This window comes from Saccharopolyspora elongata, from assembly GCF_004348985.1.
GTDB classification, from domain to species: domain Bacteria; phylum Actinomycetota; class Actinomycetes; order Mycobacteriales; family Pseudonocardiaceae; genus Saccharopolyspora; species Saccharopolyspora elongata.
Window position 1 is genome coordinate 63,357 of the sequence record NZ_SMKW01000007.1, and the last position, 17,141, is coordinate 80,497.

Consider the following 17,141-nt stretch of genomic DNA (forward strand, 5'->3'; position numbering starts at 1 on the left):
TCTCCTGGGCTGTCGGACGACCTCTGGGAGGTCGACACGGCGGGGCTGAAGGACCTCGCGGTGGGCGCCACCGTCGTCGGCGGCGTTCCGGAGTACGACGACGGAGCACTCGCCTAGCCGGGCCAGGAACACTGAGGGCCGCCGATTTCGCGGGAAATCGGCGGCCCTCAGTGCTGCAACGAGCCTGCTACGAGTAGATCGCCTCGATGGTGGCCGCGTGGTTCTCGGCGACCTTGTTCCGCTTGAGCTTCATGCTCGGCGTCAGCTCGCCGGTGGCCTCGGTGAAGTCCTCCGGCAGGATCCGGAACTGCTTGATCTGCTCCGCCCGGGACACCGCCTTGTTGGCCTCGTCGACGGCCTTCTGCACCTCGGCGCGCAGGTCCGGGTCGTCGACCAGCTCGGTCGCCGGGGTGTTCTCCGGCCGCGAGTTGTTCGCCAGCCAGGACGGCAGGAACTCCGGGTCGAGGGTGATCAGCGCGCCGATGAACGGCTTCTGGTCGCCGACCACCATGCACTGGCTGATCAGCGGGTGCGCCCGCAGCGCGTCCTCCAGCATCGCCGGGGCGACGTTCTTGCCGCCCGCGGTGACGATGATCTCCTTCTTCCGGCCGGTGATCTTCAGGAAGCCCTCGTCGTCCAGCGAACCGAGGTCGCCGGTGTGGAACCAGCCGTCCTCGAGGGACTCCTTGGTGGCGGTCGGGTTGTTCCAGTACTCCTTGAACACCACGTCGCCCTTGATCAGCACCTCGCCGTCCTCGGCGATGCGCACCGACGTGCCCGCCACCGGCTTGCCGACGGTGCCGACCTTGAACGCGCTCTCCACGTTCACCGCGGCCGCGGCGGTCGTCTCGGTGAGCCCGTAGCCCTCCAGCACCGGCACGCCGACGCCGCGGAAGAAGTGCGCGAGTCGCTCGCCCAGCGGCGCGCCGCCGGATACCGCCGCGATGCAGCGACCGCCGAGTGCCGCCCGGAGCTTGCCGTACACGAGCTTGTCGAACAGCGCGTGCTTGAGCTTCAGCCCCAGGCCCGGGCCGCCCTCCTCCTGGGCGCGGCTGAACGCGACCGCGGTGTCCTCGGCGACGTCGAAGATCCGGCCCTTGCCGCTGCCGTGCGCCTTCTGCTTGGCGGTGTTGTAGACCTTCTCGAACACCCGCGGCACCGCCAGCACGAACGTCGGCCGGAACGAGCCGAGGTCGGTGACGAGGTCCTTGATGTCGCTGGTGTGGCCGAGGGTGACCCTGCCGTACACGCACATCACGGTGATCGCGCGGGCCAGCACGTGCGCCATCGGCAGGAACATCAGCATCGAGTTGCCAGGCCGGGTCAGCTGCGGGAAGGCCTCGATGTCCGCACGCACCTCGGCGAGCATGTTGCGGTGCGTGAGCACGCAGCCCTTGGGGCGGCCGGTGGTGCCCGACGTGTAGATCAGCGTCGCGACGTCCTCGGCGCGCACCGCGCGGCGGCGCAGGTGCACGTCGCGGTCCTCGACCTCCGCTCCGAGCGCGGTCAGCTCGTCGATCGCGCCGGCGGCTCCGCCGCTGGTCGGGCCGTCGATCTGCCAGACGTGGGAGACCTCGGAGAGTCGGCCCACGACCTTGTCCACTTCGGCACGGTGCGCCTCGCTCTCCACGATCACGGCCTTGGCCGCGGAGTCGGTGAGGATCCACTCGACCTGGTCGGCCGCGGACGTCTCGTAAATCGGCACCGTGACGCAGCCGGCCGTCCAGATCGCGAAGTCCAGCAGGCTCCACTCGTACCGGGTCCGCGACATCAGGCCGACCCGGTCACCCGGCCCCAGGCCTGCGGCGAGCAGGCCCTTGGACACGGTCAGCACCTGCGCGGCGAAGTCGGCGGCGGTGACGTCGACCCAGGTGCCGTCCACCCGGCGCCGGAAGCTCACCGTGCTCCCGAAGCGCTCCGCGTTGGCCCACACCATGTCGGTGAGGTTCTCGTCCTCGGCCACGGTCGTTGTGGCGGGTGCGCTGAACTCTCGCACGTCGAAACCTCCGAAAACACACCAGTCAGTGGGGCACAACCTAACGCTGATAGTTACTGAGCGGTAGTCCCCGTTGTGCGCCCGCTCCAGTCAACACAGCGTAGTTGCCCCGATGATCGGCATGGTGCCGCCGGTTGGCGGCTTGCGCCCCTCGAACGGTGCAGGTGGGCATCGGGTGCTCCCAAAGCGGCCCTCGAACGGATTAGGTTCGAGGGGAGGAGTTGTCGGCGGAGGGGAGTTGGACTTGCGCGTCCACGTCGTTTCGGACGTCCACGGCAACGTCGAGGACCTCAAGCGGGCCGGGGACGGCGCCGACGCGCTGGTGGTGCTCGGTGACCTGATCGACTTCGTCGACTACCACGACCACGGCAAGGGCATCCTCGGGCGGGTGTTCGGCCCGGAGAAGGTGGCCCGGTTCGCCGAGCTGCGGCGCAGCCAGCGCGGCCCGGAGTTCGGCGCCTACGTGCGCTCGCTGTGGGCCGGGCTGACCGATCCGGCGGCGGTGGTCGAGGAAGCCGTGCGCGAGCAGTACGCCGAGCTGTTCGCGGCGCTGACGGCGCCCACCTACGCCACCCCGGGCAACGTCGACGCTCCGCACCTCTGGCCGGAGTTCGTCCGCGAAGGCATCCGGGTGCTCGACGGGGAGAGCGCCGAAATCGGCGGCCTGACCTTCGGTTTCGTCGGCGGCACCGTGCTGCCGGCGGGTGCGACGCTGCGCCGCCACGCCGCCTGGGTGCCGTACCTGCGGCCGGAGGACGAGTACGACGCGGCCGTCGCGGCGCTGCCCGAAGTGGACGTGCTGTGCACCCACCTCCCGCCCGCCGTGGCGGAGCTGACCTACGACGTGGTGGCGCGGCGGCCGGAGAGCGGCTCGGCCGCGCTGGTCCGGCGGATCGCCGCCGACCAGCCGCGGTGGTCGCTGTTCGGGCACGTGCACCAGCCGCTGGCGCGGCGCATGCGGATCGGGCGCACCGAGTGCGTCAACGTCGGGCATTTCCAGCGCACCGGGCGGCCCTACGTGCTCCGCTGGTGAAGGTGAGCAAAAACCCTGCTCCTCCACGCCGCCACCGCTGCCCGCACCCGGTAACCTGCGGCGCATGGTCGATCAGTCCACCCAGTCCATCGTGATCGAGGCGCCGGCCGCGCAGATCATGGCAGCCATCGCGGATTTCGGCGCCTACCCGGAGTGGGCGGAAGCGGTGAAGGAGACCGAGGTGCTCTCGCAGACCTCGGGCGGTGACGCGGAGCGGGTGCGCTTCGTGCTGGACGCCGGAGTGGTCAAGGACACCTACGTCAACGTCTACGACTGGGCGGGCGACGGGCTGTCGGTGAGCTGGAACCTCGTCGAGGGCCAGGTGCAGAAGGCGCAGCGCGGCAGCTACCGGCTCAACCCGCTGTCCGGCGACCGCACCGAGGTGACCTACAGCCTGGCGGTGGACCTGGCGATCCCGATGATCGGCCTGTTCAAGCGCAAGGCCGAGAAGATGATCATGGATACGGCGCTGAAGGAGCTCAAGCGCCGCGTCGAAGGCGCGAAGTAAGCAAGCATCCGTTGCGAATCCTGCTGTTCACCGGAAAAGGCGGGGTGGGCAAGACCACCCTCGCCGCTGCCACCGCCGCCCGCGTCGCCGGGCACGGCGGCAAGGTGCTCGTCGTCTCCACCGACCCGGCGCACTCGCTGGGCGACGCGCTCGACGTCGAACTCGCCGCGTTGCCGCGCGAGGTGCGGCTGGACGGTTCGCGCGCGGTGCTGCACGCCGCCGAGGTGCAGACCCGCGGGCTGGTCGACGGCGCTTGGCGCGAGCTGCGCGAACACCTGCGGACGATGCTGCAGGGAGCCGGTGTCGACGAGGTCGACGCGGAAGAGCTCACGGTGCTGCCCGGTGTGGAGGACCTGCTCGCGCTGTCCGAGGTGCACCGACTGGCGGTGAGCGGGCCGTGGGACACCGTGATCGTCGACTGCGGGCCGACCGCCGAAACGCTGCGCCTGCTCGCGCTGCCCGAATCGCTCGCCGGCTACCTGGAGCGGCTGTTCCCGGCGCACCGCCGGGCCGTGCGCGGCTTGCTCGCCGGCATCGCCGGTAGCGAGCAGGTGGAGCGCTGGGACTCCGTCGCCGACGGGCTGGGTCGGCTCGCGGAGCGGCTCGCGGCCCTCAAGGACATGCTCGGCGACGCCGGGACCAGCGTCCGGCTGGTGCTCACCCCGGAGACGGTGGTGGCCGCCGAAACCCGCCGGACGCTCACCGCCCTGGCGCTCCAGCAGATCCGGGTGGACGGCCTGGTGGCCAACCGCGTGGTGCCGCACCCCGGATCGGCACGCGGCGCCGCGGCGGGCTGGTTGCGCACCCGCCGCCACGAGCAGGAGAAGGTGCTCGACACGTTGCGGACGGCGACGGATCTGCCGCTGCGCGTGGTCGAGCACCGCGCCGCCGAACCGGTCGGCGCGGACGAGCTGCTGGCGCTCGGCGACGAGCTCTACGCCGACGCCGATCCGCTGGAGAACCCGTCGAACCAGCCGTCCATGCAGGTCACCGGCGGTGGGCGCACGCTGGACGCGGAGTACTCCCTAAGGATCGCACTGCCGCTGCACCCGGCGGCGGAGCTGGACTTGGCGCGAATCGGTGACGAGCTGGCGATCACGGTCGACGGCCGCCGCAGGCTGATCGCCCTGCCCGCGGTGCTCCAGCGGTGCGCCGTGGAATCGGCTGTCGCCGGCGACGACGGGCTGACGGTGCGGTTCCGGCCCGACCCAGAGTTGTGGATGCGGTGAGACCGGTGGACGAGATGCGCGACGAATCCGGGTACGACCAGCTCCTCGACGAGCTCCGGCAGCTGCTCGACGTGATCGCGGGCAAGGCGGAGGACTACCTGAGCAGCTGCGACGAGGGTGCCGAGCCCGGCAGCGGAACGGGCTGCGGCTGGTGCCCGCTGTGCGCGGCGGTGGCGCTGCTGCGCGGTCGCCGCCCGGAGCTCGACGACCAGCTCCTCGGGATCGTCCAGTCGCTGCGGCAGATGCTGTCCGATCAGCGCCCGGCCGAAGCGCCCGAGGAGTCCGAAGAGGACGTTCCGGCGCCGTCGAAGGTGCAGCGGATCGCGGTGCGGCGGGTCGCCGGCCCGGTGCTGGCGGACGGCGAGGCCGCGTCGAGGTGCTGACCATCGGAGTGGACGTCGGCGGGACCAGCGTGCGGGCCGGCGTGGTGGATCAGCACGGCGAGATCCTGGAAACCCACCGCGTGCCGACGCCGGCCACCGGGCCAGAGCTGAACGCGGCGATCGCGGACACGGTTCGCGCGCTCGCCGACCGGTACCCGGTCGCCGGGGTCGGCCTGGCCGTCGCCGGCTTCGTCAGCGAGGACCGCAGGGTGGTGCGCTTCGCACCGCACCTGGCCTGGCGGCACGTCGCGGTCGCCGACGAGCTCGCCGAACGGCTTGGGCTGCCGGTCGTCCTGGAGCACGACGCGAACGCCGCGGCCGTCGCGGAGCAGCGCTTCGGCGCGGCCGTCGGTGCGCGGGTGGCCGCGCTGGTGGCCATCGGCACCGGCATCGGCGGCGCGCTGGTGATCGGCGGCGAGGTGTTCCGCGGGGCCTACGGCGTCGCCCCGGAACTGGGGCACCTGCGGGTCGTCCCGGACGGCAGGCCGTGCTCCTGCGGCAAACGAGGCTGCTGGGAGCGGTACTGCAGCGGCACCGCACTGGCGGCCACCGCGGTGGAGCTCCGCCGGGAGGCGGGGGAGCCGGTGCTGGTCGAGCCGACCGGCGTCGACGTCGCGCACGCGGCGGAAGCGGGCGACCCGTTAGCCCTCCGCGCGGTCGCGGACCTGGCCCGCTGGCTCGGCGAAGGCCTGGCGCTCGTCGCGGACGTCTACGACCCGGAGTTCGTGGTGATCGCGGGCGGGGTCTCGGACTCGGCCCACCTGTTCCTCGACGCCGCCCGAGAGCACTACGCCCAGGCGGTCACGGGAGCCGGCCACCGCCCGCTGGCGCGGATCGCGGTGGCCCACTACGGGGATTCGGCGGCCATGATCGGCTCGGCTGCCCTGGCCCGAGAACACGTCCTCACCGAAGCCCCGCACCTCACCTGACGCAATTTCAATGGAAATCGAAGGTCCGATTTCCATTGAAATTGCGGAAGTTGTCCACAGGATCCGGTGTGTCGGGCCCCGACACGCCGGACGCCTCAGACCTGGGCGCCGTCGTCGTTGCCGGTGTTCGGCGGCGGGCCCTGCCGCAGCCTCAGCAGGAGCCAGCCGATGCCCGCGCTGATCAGCACCAGGCCCAGCGGCATCGAGAGCGAACTCGACATCCCGGCGAGGCCGGGCACCAGCAGCACCAGCACCCCGACCGCGATCACCGCGATCCCGAGCAGCGTCGTCGGTCGCGGCGTGGGCAGCGGCGGCGGCTCCGGCGGGACGAAGTGCTCTTCCTCCTCCTCGGGCCCCGGCGCCCAGTCCCGCGGCCCCGCGTCGCGCGCGGCCTTCGGCTCGACCTCGGCGACGTCGGCGACCGCGCTCGCGGTGCCCGCGGTCTCGGTGGTCTCCCCGGGGGCGTCCTCGGGCCACCGCGCGAACGTCGAGTCCCGCTCCAGATCGGCGACGATCTCGGCGAATGCGGCGTCGATGTCCTCCGGCCCGTCGGGGTTGTCGCGGCGCGTGTTCATACGACTTCCTCGGCCAGTTCGCTGTGGATGCGTTGCAGGAATTCGGCGCTGCCGCTGAAGATCGCGGGCGCGTCGTGGTCCAGCGTCGCCACGTGGAAGCTGTCGGCCAGCACGACCTCCGCGAGATCGCTGCTGGCGACCCCGTCCAGCACGAGCGCGGAGTTGACCGGCTCCACGATGTGGTCGACGGCCGACCGGAACAGCAGCAGCGGCTGGTGCACCCGGCCGAGGTCGGCGCGCACGAGGCCCCAGAACTCCTGCAGGCTTGCCATCGCGCGCAGCGGCAACCGCTGGTAGGCGAGCTCGAACCCGCCGGGCTGGGCGATGTCGCCGGGGATCCCGCCGATCGCGGGCCACACCCGGCTCAGCAGCGGCAGCAGCCGGGCACCCCTGCGCAGCGTCGTCACCGACGGGTTGACCAGCACGATCCCGGCGATGTCGGGATGCTGCTCGGCCAGCCGCAAGGTGAGCGTGCCGCCCATGGACTGGCCGAACACGAACACCGACCGGCAGCGCCCGCGCAGTTCGGCGAGCTCGGCCTCCGCCGCGGTGTACCAGTCCCGCCAGCTCGTCCGGTTCAGGTCCGGCCACCGGGTGCCGTGGCCGGGAAGCAGCGGGCAGCGGACCGTGAACCCCTCCGCCGCCAGGTGCTCGCCCCAGGCGCGCATGCTCTGCGGGGTGCTGGTGAACCCGTGGCAGAGCAGCACGCCGATGTCCTCCGATCCGTTGTGCGTGAACGGTTCGGCACCGGGGAGCACGGGCACCGCGGCCTCCCAACAGCATCGGCGAGCCAGTACCTTTTCATCGTCGCATGAGCGGCCGACATGTGGGGCGGATTGGCGGTGCCGTCGTGATCGCTCCGGGGAAAGCGCGAGATCGCCACTTAGAGCCCGCATTGTGCCCGATGTCGCGGCTCCGTAGGCTGAGCAGGGAAGTCGGCGGGGCAAGGAGGCGGCAGCGCGGTGTTGTACTGGGTGATGAAGCACTTACTGCTCGGGCCCTTGATGAAGCTGTTCTGCCGTCCGAAGGTCGAAGGCGTCGAGCACGTGCCGGCCGCCGGCGGCGCGATCCTGGTCAGCAACCACCTCGCGGTCGCCGACTCGTTCTTCATGCCGCTGATGATGCCGCGCCGGGTGACGTTCCTGGCCAAGCGCGAGTACTTCACGGGCAAGGGCGTCAAGGGCAAGTTCAAGAAGTACTTCTTCTCCGGCGTCGGGCAGGTGCCGATCGACCGCTCCAGCGGCGCCGCCGCGCAGGCCGCGCTGGACACCGGCGTCCGCCTGCTGCGCGAGGGCAAGCTGCTGGGCGTCTACCCGGAGGGCACCCGGTCGCCGGACGGCCGGCTGTACAAGGGCAAGACCGGGGTCGCGCGGATGGCGCTGGAGTCGAAGGCGCCGGTGATCCCGATCGCGATGTTCGGCACCGACCGGGTCAACCCCATCGGGTCGAAGATGTGGTACCCGCACAAGGTCGTGGTGAAGGTCGGGCCGCCGCTGGACTTCTCCCGCTACGAGGGCATGGCGGGCGACCGGTTCGTGGAGCGGTCCATCACCGACGAGATCATGTACGCCCTGATGGAGCTCTCCGGTCAGGAGTACGTCGACGTCTACGCCGCCAAGGTGAAGGACGACCTCGCCGCGCAGGGCAAGCACGTCGCGGGCTGGAAGGAGCCGAAGCCCGCCGAGCGGCTCCCGGAGTCCAAGGCCGGCTGACGGCCCGCATACGCTGCTGGAACGGCGGGCACCTACCCTTGCCCGGTGCGGTACTTCTACGACTGCGAGTTCATTGAGGACGGACACACCATCGAGCTGGTGTCGATCGGGATGGTCGACGAGTCCGGCCGCGAATTCTACGCGGTGTCCACCGAGTTCGACGCGTCTCGGGCCGGTGCCTGGGTGCGGCAGCACGTGCTGCCGCAATTGCCGCCGCCCGCCGATCCGTGCTGGCGCTCCCGCGCCAGGATCCGCGAGGACCTGTACTCCTTCCTGACCGCCCGCAACGGGAACGTCGAGCTGTGGGCCTGGTACGCCGCCTACGACCACGTGGCGCTGGCGCAGCTGTGGGGCGCGATGCCGATGCTGCCGTCGCGGATCCCGAAGTTCACCCGCGACCTGCGGCAGCGCTGGGAGGACGTCGGTAAGCCCAAGCTGCCGTCCGCGCCGGACAACGCCCACGACGCCCTGGCCGACGCCAAGCACAACCTCGAGCGCTGGAAGGTGATCGAGGAGGTCCGCCGCAAGCGCGGCTTCGTCTGGTAACGAGCGCGGCGATTTCGCGCGAAATCGCCGCCCCGTGTGAGGGAGAGTCGCCGATTTCGCGCGAAATCGGCGTTGGCCACGCGTGGCAGGTGCCGGTTTCGCGCGAAATCGGCGGGTGACTCGCGCCCGGCCTGTGCTTTCCCAGCCCGTTCATCGCGACCGGTAACTTCCCGGATACTTGCTGCAACGATCCAGTTCGTGCCACGCTGTGGCCAGGGGGAGATGCAGATCACGTCCTTTCTGGGCTGAATTCGAGGAGGCGGCGAAAGCGATGCCGGCTGGAATGCGTGTCGGAGTGCTCACCGGTGGCGGCGACTGCCCCGGGCTCAACGCGGTGCTCCGCGCGGTGACCCGCAAGGGGATTTCGGTGCACCAGCACGAGATCCTGGGGTTCCGCAGCGGGTGGCTGGGCCCGGTGGAGGGCCTGACCATGCCGCTGACCCTCGACAAGGTGGAGGAGATCCTCAGCCGGGGCGGCACCATCCTGGGCTCGTCGCGCACCAACCCGTACAAGGTCGACGACGGGGTCGCCCGGCTCAAGGCGACCCTGGAGGAGAACCGGGTGGACGCGCTGATCGCGATCGGCGGCGAGGACACCCTCGGCGTCGCCGAGCAGCTCACCCACGACGGCGTGCCGGTGGTCGGCGTGCCCAAGACGATCGACAACGACCTCGATGCCACGGATTACACATTCGGCTTCGACACGGCGGTGCACATCGCCACGGAGGCCATCGACCGGCTGCGCACCACGGCGGAGTCGCACCACCGGGCGCTGGTGGTCGAGGTGATGGGCCGGCACGCCGGGTGGATCGCGCTGCACTCCGGGCTGGCGGGCGGCGCGAACGTCATCCTCGTGCCGGAACAGCCGTTCAGCGTCGAGAAGGTCTGCACCTGGGTGGAGCAGCGCTTCGAGCGCCAGTACGCGCCGATCATCGTGGTGGCCGAGGGAGCGGTCCCGGAGGGCGGCAAGGAACTGCTGCTGACCGGCGAGAAGGACGCCTTCGGCCACGTCCGGCTGGGCGGTGTCGGCACCTGGCTGGCGGAGGAGATCGCGGCGCGGACGGGCAAGGAGTCGCGCGCGGTGGTCCTCGGCCACGTGCAGCGCGGCGGCACGCCGACGGCCTACGACCGGGTGCTGGCGACCCGCTTCGGCTTGCACGCGATCGACGCGATCACGGAAGGCGACTACGGCAAGATGGTGGCGCTGCGCGGCACGGACATCGTGCGGGTGCCCCTGAGCGAAGCGACGGCATCCCTGAAGACGGTGCCCCTGGAGCGCTACGCAGAAGCCGAAGTCCTCTTCGGCTGAAGCCCGGAGAAGGAGCGCCGCCCAGCCTGAACTGGTCCTCGGCGGCGCCCCTTCGTCCATGAGGTGGTCGAGAGTTCTTCCCCTGGCTGTGCGCGATCCTCGCCCGAGTCAGCACTCGTATATTCCACTCTGGACACCCTGGTTCCGGCGTACCGGGATCCCGCCGATATCTGGCGCGAAGGCGTGCGCATCGGCCGATCGTCGACCGGCCGGCCGCTGCCGTACGCTGGAGGTGTTCCAGCATGTGGACGTACTCGTTCCACCGGTTAGGCTAACCCCTCGCTCGCGCCTGCGGGCACGACCCAAGAACTTCGGAGGGGTGCAGCCGTGTCCACGCAGCCGGTCGCCGAGCGGGAGCCCGTGCTCATTCGCTCGGCTCGGGACGTCACCGAACTGGTCAACTCGGGTGCGGCGCGCGGCAGCCACGCGAAGATGATCGTGCTGCTGGCCCTCGGCGGGATCTTCCTGGACGCCTACGACCTCACTTCGCTGGCCTACGGCATCACCGACATCAAGCAGCAGTTCGGGCTCTCACCGGCCGGGGCCGGCGCCGTCACCGCCTCCATCAGCGTCGGCGCGATCTTCGGTGCGTGGCTCGGCGGCCTGCTGGTGGACCGGCTCGGCCGCTACCGCGTGTTCATGGCCGACATGCTGTTCTTCGTGGTCTCCGCGCTCGGCTGCGCGCTCGCGCCGAACATGGAGGTCCTGATCTTCTTCCGGTTCCTGATGGGCTTCGGCGTCGGCATGGACATCCCGGTCGCGATGGCCTTCCTGGCCGAGTTCTCCCGGTTGAAGGGCAAGGGCAGCAAGGGCTCCCGCACCGCGGCGTGGTCGCCCGCCTGGTACGTGGCCACCAGCGGTTGCTACCTGGTGATCATGGCGCTGTACTTCGTGCTGCCCGACGAGCACCACGGCCTGCTGTGGCGGTTCACCGTCGGCTTCGGCGCGGTGCCCGCGCTGGTGATCCTGCTGGTGCGCAACAAGTACATGAACGAGTCGCCGTCCTGGGCGGCCAACCAGGGCGACCTGGAGCGGGCCGCGAAGATCCTGCGCAAGTCCTACGGCGTCAACGCCGTGGTGGCGCCGGACGCGGAGGTGGTGAAGCCCCAGGCCGAGCGCCGCGGGCTGCGGGACTTCGCGCAACTGTTCCAGCGCCGCTACCGCGCCCGGACGTTCCAGGCGCTGGCCATCGGCCTCGCCCAGACCTTCGGCTACAACGCGGTCGCCTACGGGCTGCCGATCATCATCGCGAGCATCCTCGCCCAGGGCGCGCTGAACACGATCACCGCCTCGCTGGTGCTCAACCTGGTCTTCGCGGTCACCGGTGGCCTGCTCGGCATCCGGCTGGCCAACACGGCGGGCGCCTGGAAGATGACGTTCATCGGGTTCGCCGTGCAGCTGGCGTCGATGGTGGTGCTGGCGCTGATCGGCAAGCCGTCGGCGACCGCGTACGTGCTGTTCGCGATCTTCGCGCTGGGCGCGTTCATGTTCGCGCAGGCCTCCGGGCCGGGCGCGCACTTCATGAGCTTCGCGTCCCTGAGCTACCCGACGACGATGCGCGGCACCGGGATCGGCTTCAACCAGGGCACCCTGCGGGTCGGCTCCACGCTGGCGCTGTTCTTCTTCCCGGTGCTCAGCGCGGCGCTGGGCAGCGGCGTGTTCTGGGTGATCGCGCTCGCCCCGCTGATGGGCCTGGTGGCGCTGCTCGCCAAGCGTTGGGAGCCGGTGGGCTACGACGCCGACGCGGCCGAGGCCGAGTGGCAGCAGGAGAAGGTCGCGACGAGCTAGCTCGGCATCTTCCAGACGACGACGTCCAGTGTCAGCTGCTGCGATTCCTGGTTGTCGCGGACGACGATCCGCGCGTAGTTGCCGTCGCTCGTCTTCACGCAGAACGCGGCTCCAGTGACGAGGTAGTTCGAGTTGACGTAGCTGTGGTAGCCGGCCCGCACGCAGTCTTCGAACGTCGCCTTAGCAGTAGCTGGCGCGACGTGCCAGTCCGCGTAGAGGTAGCCGCTGCTGTATTCGAGGTCCTGCCCGGAGTAGTCCTTCGTCGGCTTGGTGACCCACAGCGGGTCGCTGGAGTCCAGATCCAAGGCGTAGCCGCCGGTCAGCACGATCGGCTGGTGCATCGGCTTGCGCCCCGGCTGCGGTTCCTGCGGTGGCTGCTGGCCCGGTCCCCACGTCACCGGCGGCTCCTCTCGCGTCATCGACGGGGCGAGAGCCTAGCGCCGGCGGTGTCGTGTCGGGGCCGGTTCGGATGATCGTCGGCGACCGGTCTTCCGTTGACGCGGTGGGGTGTTCCGGAACAAGATCGGCACACCACCGGCCCAGCGGAAACGGAGCGCTGCAATGTCGCGTCGCGGCCAGATCACCATGTCCGAGGACGAGATCGTCGACTTCATCGCCCAGCGCCGGGTCGTCGTGCTGGCGACGCTGAAGGCCGACGGGCGACCGCACCTGGTGCCGATGTGGTTCGTGCACGACGGCCCGGTGATCGAGGTGTGGTCCTACGGCCGGTCGCAGAAGACGCTGAACCTGCGTCGCGATCCGCGGGCCACGCTGCTGGTGGAGACCGGCACGGAGTACGGCGAGCTGCGCGGCGTCTCGCTGGAGTGCGACGTGCAGCTACTGGACGCGCCGGAGGACGTCGAGCGCATCGGACTGGGTCTGGCGGAGCGCTACGGCACGGCGGCTCCGGGCGAGCTGGCGGCGAGCGAGGAGGCCCGGGCCGTCCTGCGCGCCAAGGCCGCGAAGCGGGTCGGGCTGCGTTTCACCCCCACCCGGACGATCACCTGGGACCACCGCAAGCTCGGCGGCGGCTACTGAATCGAAGCCCGCAGGGCTTCCGCGATGTGGGACGGCTCTCCCGGCGTTAAAGGTGTAGCGCGCAGCCCCTATTCTGGGAATGTGAACTGGACCGTCGACGTCCCCGTAGATGACCTGCCCGAGCTGCCGCCGTTGCCGCCGGAGATGCGCGCCCGCCTGGACGACGCGCTCGCCCGCCCTGCCGCGCAGCAGCCGCAGTGGCCGAACCCGGACCAGGCCGGCAGCGTCCGGAAGGTGCTGGAGAGCGTCCCGCCGGTGACCGTGCCCTCCGAGGTGGACGAGCTGCGCCGGCACCTCGCGGCGGTCGCCCGCGGCGAGGCGTTTCTGCTGCAGGGCGGCGACTGCGCGGAGACCTTTGCGGACAACACCGAGCCGCACATCCGCGGCAACATCCGCACGCTGCTGCAGATGGCGGTGGTGCTGACCTACGGCGCGAGCATGCCGGTGGTCAAGGTCGGCCGGATCGCCGGGCAGTACGCCAAGCCGCGTTCCAGCAACACCGACGCGCTGGGCCTGCAGTCCTACCGCGGCGACATGATCAACTCGCTGGTCGCCACCGAGGACGCGCGCCGCCACGACCCGTCGCGGCTGATCCGCGCCTACGCCAACGCCAGCGCCGCGATGAACCTGTCCCGCGCGCTGACCAGCGCCGGGATGGCCGCGCTGACCAAGGTGCACGACTGGAACAAGGACTTCGTGCTCAACTCGCCGGCCGGCGAGCGCTACGAGTCCGTCGCCGCCGAGATCGACCGTGGCCTGCGCTTCATGGCGGCCTGCGGCGTGGACGACTCCAGCCTGCACTCGGTGGAGTTCTTCGCCAGCCACGAGGCGCTGGTGCTGGACTACGAGCGCGCCATGCTCCGGCTGGACACCACCGGCGACCGGCCGCGGCTGTTCGACCTGTCCGGGCACTTCCTGTGGGTGGGGGAGCGGACCCGCCAGCTGGACGGCGCGCACATCGCGTTCGCCGAGCTGATCTCCAACCCGATCGGCCTCAAGATCGGCCCAGGCACCACGCCCGAGCAGGCCGTGGAGTACGTCGAGCGGCTGGACCCGAACAACGAGCCCGGCCGGCTCACCCTGATCAGCCGGATGGGCAACGGCAAGGTGCGCGACGTGCTGCCGCCCATCGTGGAGAAGGTCACCGCCTCCGGGCACCAGGTGATCTGGCAGTGCGACCCCATGCACGGCAACACCCACGAGGCGAGCACCGGCTACAAGACCCGGCACTTCGACCGGATCGTGGACGAGGTGCAGGGCTTCTTCGAGGTGCACCACCGGCTCGGCACCCACCCGGGTGGCATCCACATCGAGCTGACCGGCGAGGACGTCACGGAGTGCGTCGGCGGCGCCCAGGAGATCTCCGACGCCGACCTGGCGGGCCGCTACGAGACGGCCTGCGACCCGCGCCTGAACACCCAGCAGTCGCTGGAGCTGGCATTCCTGGTCGCGGAGATGCTGCGCGGCTGAACCAGCGGAAAGCATGCGGGAGGGCCCGGAACCCAAGCGGTTCCGGGCCCTCCTTCGATTACTCGGCGAGTGCGATGTCGAGTGCGTGCGCGACGTGCAGGCGGGTGGAGTCGAACAGCGGCAGCGGGCTGTCGTCCGGGCCGAGCAGCAGCGTGATCTCGGTGCAGCCGAGGATCACGGCCTCGGCGCCGCGCTCCGCCAAGCCCCGCACGATCCGCACGTACTGCTCGCGTGAGCTGTCCTCGACGCGGTTGCGGGTCAGCTCCCGGTAGATCACGTCGTGCACCACGGTGCGGTCGGGTTCCTCCGGGACGATCACGTCGATGCCGTGCTGGTCGCGCATCCGCGCCCGGTAGAAGTCGAGTTCCATCGTGTAGCGCGTGCCCAGGAGGCCGACCCGGGTGAGGCCGGCGGCCGCGATCCGCGCGCCGGTGGCGTCGACGATGTGCACGAACGGCACGTCGATCGCCGCCTCGATCTCCTCGGCGACCTGGTGCATCGTGTTGGTGCAGAGCAGGACCAAATCCGCCCCGGCGCGGCGCACCTGGCGCGCGGCGTCTGCCAGGCGCCGGCCCGCCGCTGCCCAGTCCCCGGCCTCCTGCATGGCCACGATCTCGGCGAAGTCCACGCTGTACAGCACGCTCGGCACGGTGTTGTAGCCACCGAGTCGAGCGCGGCTCTCCTCGTTCAGCAGCCTGTAGTACTCGGCGGAGGATTCCCAGCTCATCCCGCCGAGCATCCCGATCGTGCGCATGCGTCCTCCTCGTCGAACGGCGTCGTGCCGGACAGCCTCGCCTGCGGCAGCCGGTGCCGGTGAGCCGGGTCTGGCTCGTCGCGGCCTGACGAGCCACGAGGAACGACGCCTAGCGCGGGGTGAACGGGTCAGGGCCGTGATTCGTGCACTTCGCGCGGCAGGTGGGCGGTCGTGACCGTGCGCGAGAACTTGCCGAAGGTGCTGCTCAAGCCCAGCGGGTCGAAGCGGACCAGGGACAGCGCGCCGAGCACCGCGGCGCCGATGCCGACCGCGACGAACGGCCAGTTGTACATCGCCTGCTCGCCGTCGGGGTAGTAGGCCAGGACCAGTGCGATCGAGGCGCCGACCACGTAGGACAGCGCGCGCGGCGTCCAGGCGAAGGCCGCGCCCAGCGCCAAGCCCCACGTCGTGTACCACGGCAGCAGGACCGGCGACAGGAACGCGCCGAAGCACAGCACGATCGCCGCGCGGCGCACCGCCTCGGGCCCGCCGTCCCGCGCCTGCCACCAGTTCCAGGCCAGGATCGCCACCAGCAGCACCGAGCCGAGCGTGCGCGTGGTGCCCACGAACGGCCAGATGTTGGTCTCGCCGAACATCTGCACCAGGCTGTGCACCGCTTGTCCGACGGCGGTCGGCGCGGAGAGGTAGTTGACGATCATGCCGGGCGCCGACAGCGCGGAAAGCCACCCGAACCCGACCTTGGCGAGCGCCGTGCAGGCCCCGAAGACCACCACGAACACGCCCACCGCCGGGAACACGGCGCGGACGAACCGCCGCCACAGCGGTCCCTCCAGGCGAGACGCCCAGATCCACACCAGGAACGGCAGCGCGAGCCCGGCGGTCGCCTTGATCGCCATCGCCGCCGACACCAGCGCGATCCCGGTGACGTTCTTGCCCTCGAGCACCAGCAGCGTGCCGACCGCGAGCAGCCCGATCATGAGCATGTCGTTGTGCGGGCCGCCGACGAGGTGCACCACCGTCATCGGGCTGGCCGCGACCAGCCAGAGCGCGACCGGCAGCCGACCGCCGAGGTGCCGGACCAGGCCGGGGAGGGCGCAGATCAGCAGCACCAGACCGCCCAGCAGCACCAGCCGCATCACGATGACGCTGGCGATGACGTCGTGGCCGGCCAGCAGGATCACGCCCTTGGCCACGCCCATGAACAGCGGGCCGTACGGCGCCGGCGTGGTCTGCCAGGTGGGGTGCACGTTCTCCGGGATCGGCCCGGTCAGCGCGGACGGGCCGACGCCGTAGGGGTCGAGGCCGTTGAGCGCGAGCAGGCCCTGGCCCAGGTAGCTGTAGACGTCGCGGGTGAACAACGGCGGCGCGACGAGCATCGGGCCGAGCCAGGCGGCGGTCGCCCACAGCACGCCGCGGGAGGTCACCAGGTTCGCGATGACCCCGCGGCCGAGCCGCACCCACGCCCACACCAGCAGCGCGAAGCCGACGTAGACGACCGTGACCGCGACGTCGCGCCCGTGCCCGTAGCGCAGCACCGAAAGCGGCCCGGAGCCGAGGACGGGATCGTGGACGAGCGTGCCGGCGGCGCCGAAGGATCCGATCAGCAGCAGCACGGACCCGATCGCGCCCAGTGCGATGGTGCGCAGGGGCAGCGGGCGCCGAGGCCGGCGTCCGCCGAGACTGGGCTGGCCGGCTGTGGTGTTGGTGGTCCGTTCGGACCAGTCGGGAGCCGACTCGATCGAAACACTCGGGGGCATTGTGCTGCCAATAATTCCACAACCGGCCGATCGAGCCGCTGTGACCAGGCGAGATCCGTCGTGTCGTGGGCAACGCTCCCGCTTTTCGGTGATCGCCGGGCGCCGAGTACGCGCTGGTAGACACCGGCGGCGGGCAAACGTTACACCGCCGAG

At 70.7% G+C, this 17,141-nt stretch carries 17 protein-coding genes; 11 read left to right on the forward strand and 6 right to left on the reverse strand.

What is annotated here, in order from left to right:
* Nucleotides 1-187: 187 nt before the first annotated feature.
* Nucleotides 188-1,996 (reverse strand): AMP-dependent synthetase/ligase, encoded by a 1,809-nt coding sequence (locus E1288_RS07900; protein WP_132482784.1) that lies wholly within the window; start codon nt 1,994-1,996, stop codon nt 188-190.
* A gap of 244 nt (nt 1,997-2,240) precedes the next feature.
* Between E1288_RS07900 and E1288_RS07905 the strand changes: the two genes are divergently transcribed.
* The 5 genes from E1288_RS07905 to E1288_RS07925 all read left to right on the forward strand — a co-directional run bounded on the left by E1288_RS07905 (nt 2,241) and on the right by E1288_RS07925 (nt 6,078).
* Nucleotides 2,241-3,029: a metallophosphoesterase family protein gene (locus tag E1288_RS07905; protein WP_132483010.1), complete on the forward strand. Its 789-nt coding sequence runs from the start codon at nt 2,241-2,243 to the stop codon at nt 3,027-3,029.
* Between the two features lie 64 nt (nt 3,030-3,093).
* Nucleotides 3,094-3,537, forward strand: coding sequence for an SRPBCC family protein (locus tag E1288_RS07910; RefSeq protein ID WP_132482786.1), 444 nt, complete (start codon nt 3,094-3,096; stop codon nt 3,535-3,537).
* A gap of 11 nt (nt 3,538-3,548) precedes the next feature.
* Complete coding sequence (locus E1288_RS07915) at nt 3,549-4,766, forward strand: ArsA family ATPase (protein ID WP_132482788.1); 1,218 nt, start codon at nt 3,549-3,551, stop codon at nt 4,764-4,766.
* 14 nt (nt 4,767-4,780) lie between these two features.
* A complete protein-coding gene (locus E1288_RS07920; protein ID WP_132483012.1) occupies nt 4,781-5,149 on the forward strand; it encodes a hypothetical protein in 369 nt (122 codons plus the stop codon).
* Nucleotides 5,143-6,078: an ROK family protein gene (locus E1288_RS07925; protein WP_132482790.1), complete on the forward strand. Its 936-nt coding sequence runs from the start codon at nt 5,143-5,145 to the stop codon at nt 6,076-6,078. The genes E1288_RS07920 and E1288_RS07925 overlap by 7 nt, the downstream gene beginning before the upstream one ends.
* A 95-nt stretch (nt 6,079-6,173) precedes the next feature.
* Here E1288_RS07925 and E1288_RS07930 read toward each other — a convergent pair whose 3' ends face one another.
* Together E1288_RS07930 and E1288_RS07935 are read right to left on the reverse strand one after the other, a co-directional pair.
* The gene (locus E1288_RS07930; protein WP_132482792.1) at nt 6,174-6,653 is read right to left on the reverse strand and encodes a DUF308 domain-containing protein; all 480 of its coding nucleotides are present in this window, start codon (nt 6,651-6,653) and stop codon (nt 6,174-6,176) included.
* On the reverse strand, nt 6,650-7,417 hold the full coding sequence (locus E1288_RS07935) for an alpha/beta hydrolase (protein ID WP_132482794.1): 768 nt from the start codon (nt 7,415-7,417) through the stop codon (nt 6,650-6,652). The genes E1288_RS07930 and E1288_RS07935 overlap by 4 nt, the downstream gene beginning before the upstream one ends.
* Nucleotides 7,418-7,615: 198 nt before the next feature.
* On the opposite strand from E1288_RS07935, the gene E1288_RS07940 reads away from it, so the two are divergent.
* The 4 genes from E1288_RS07940 to E1288_RS07955 all read left to right on the forward strand — a co-directional run bounded on the left by E1288_RS07940 (nt 7,616) and on the right by E1288_RS07955 (nt 12,008).
* Nucleotides 7,616-8,365: a lysophospholipid acyltransferase family protein gene (locus E1288_RS07940; RefSeq protein WP_132482796.1), complete on the forward strand. Its 750-nt coding sequence runs from the start codon at nt 7,616-7,618 to the stop codon at nt 8,363-8,365.
* Between the two features lie 45 nt (nt 8,366-8,410).
* Nucleotides 8,411-8,911 (forward strand): polyadenylate-specific 3'-exoribonuclease AS, encoded by a 501-nt coding sequence (locus tag E1288_RS07945; protein ID WP_132482799.1) that lies wholly within the window; start codon nt 8,411-8,413, stop codon nt 8,909-8,911.
* A 283-nt stretch (nt 8,912-9,194) separates the two neighbouring features.
* The gene (locus E1288_RS07950; RefSeq protein ID WP_132482801.1) at nt 9,195-10,220 is read left to right on the forward strand and encodes a 6-phosphofructokinase; all 1,026 of its coding nucleotides are present in this window, start codon (nt 9,195-9,197) and stop codon (nt 10,218-10,220) included.
* A 327-nt stretch (nt 10,221-10,547) separates the two neighbouring features.
* Nucleotides 10,548-12,008 carry an MFS transporter gene (locus tag E1288_RS07955; protein ID WP_132482803.1) on the forward strand — a complete coding sequence of 487 codons (1,461 nt, stop codon included), beginning with the start codon at nt 10,548-10,550 and terminating at the stop codon, nt 12,006-12,008.
* Here the strand turns inward: E1288_RS07955 and E1288_RS07960 are convergent.
* Nucleotides 12,005-12,406, reverse strand: a complete 402-nt coding sequence (locus E1288_RS07960; protein WP_132482805.1) for a hypothetical protein — start codon at nt 12,404-12,406, stop codon at nt 12,005-12,007. The two genes, E1288_RS07955 and E1288_RS07960, sit on opposite strands and share 4 nt — an antisense overlap.
* Before the next feature lie 163 nt (nt 12,407-12,569).
* Between E1288_RS07960 and E1288_RS07965 the strand changes: the two genes are divergently transcribed.
* A complete protein-coding gene (locus E1288_RS07965; protein WP_132482807.1) occupies nt 12,570-13,046 on the forward strand; it encodes a PPOX class F420-dependent oxidoreductase in 477 nt (158 codons plus the stop codon).
* A gap of 81 nt (nt 13,047-13,127) precedes the next feature.
* Complete coding sequence (locus E1288_RS07970) at nt 13,128-14,516, forward strand: class II 3-deoxy-7-phosphoheptulonate synthase (protein ID WP_132482809.1); 1,389 nt, start codon at nt 13,128-13,130, stop codon at nt 14,514-14,516.
* Nucleotides 14,517-14,574: 58 nt separating this feature from the next.
* Here the strand turns inward: E1288_RS07970 and E1288_RS07975 are convergent, their stop codons facing one another.
* Nucleotides 14,575-15,270: an aspartate/glutamate racemase family protein gene (locus tag E1288_RS07975; protein WP_132482811.1), complete on the reverse strand. Its 696-nt coding sequence runs from the start codon at nt 15,268-15,270 to the stop codon at nt 14,575-14,577.
* Between the two features lie 128 nt (nt 15,271-15,398).
* Nucleotides 15,399-16,988 carry a polyprenol phosphomannose-dependent alpha 1,6 mannosyltransferase MptB gene (gene mptB / locus E1288_RS07980; RefSeq protein WP_235883413.1) on the reverse strand — a complete coding sequence of 530 codons (1,590 nt, stop codon included), beginning with the start codon at nt 16,986-16,988 and terminating at the stop codon, nt 15,399-15,401.
* Nucleotides 16,989-17,141 lie beyond the last annotated feature (153 nt).